Below are 219 nucleotides of genomic sequence, written 5' to 3'. Positions count from 1 at the left end.
AGACGGGTCACGGTTCAGACGTAAGATGGAGACTTGAGTAGCAATAATGGCGAGGTCTAGTCAAACCAAAGGATTCGTTAAATCGAAACCAGCGGTCACTAAGAATGCATGGAGAGCTATCAACTGGGCGAAAGTTCAGCGAATGGTTTTCAAGTTGCAAAAACGTATCTATCAAGCGGCTCAATCGGGACAGGATGCAAAAGCTAGAAGGTTGCAGAG

Annotated in this window: 1 protein-coding gene; it reads left to right on the top strand. The window is 46.1% G+C overall.

Annotation, left to right across the window (positions count from 1 at the left end):
* Positions 1-46 precede the first annotated feature (46 nt).
* On the top strand, positions 47-219 hold a 173-nt coding region (locus LKE08_RS14825), incomplete at its 3' end, for a reverse transcriptase N-terminal domain-containing protein (RefSeq protein WP_324705014.1).

Source organism: Lyngbya sp. CCY1209 (genome assembly GCF_035615495.1).
GTDB lineage: Bacteria > Cyanobacteriota > Cyanobacteriia > Cyanobacteriales > Microcoleaceae > Limnospira.
Note: the sequence above shows the minus strand (reverse complement) of the source record. Positions and strands in the feature narration are given on the sequence as shown.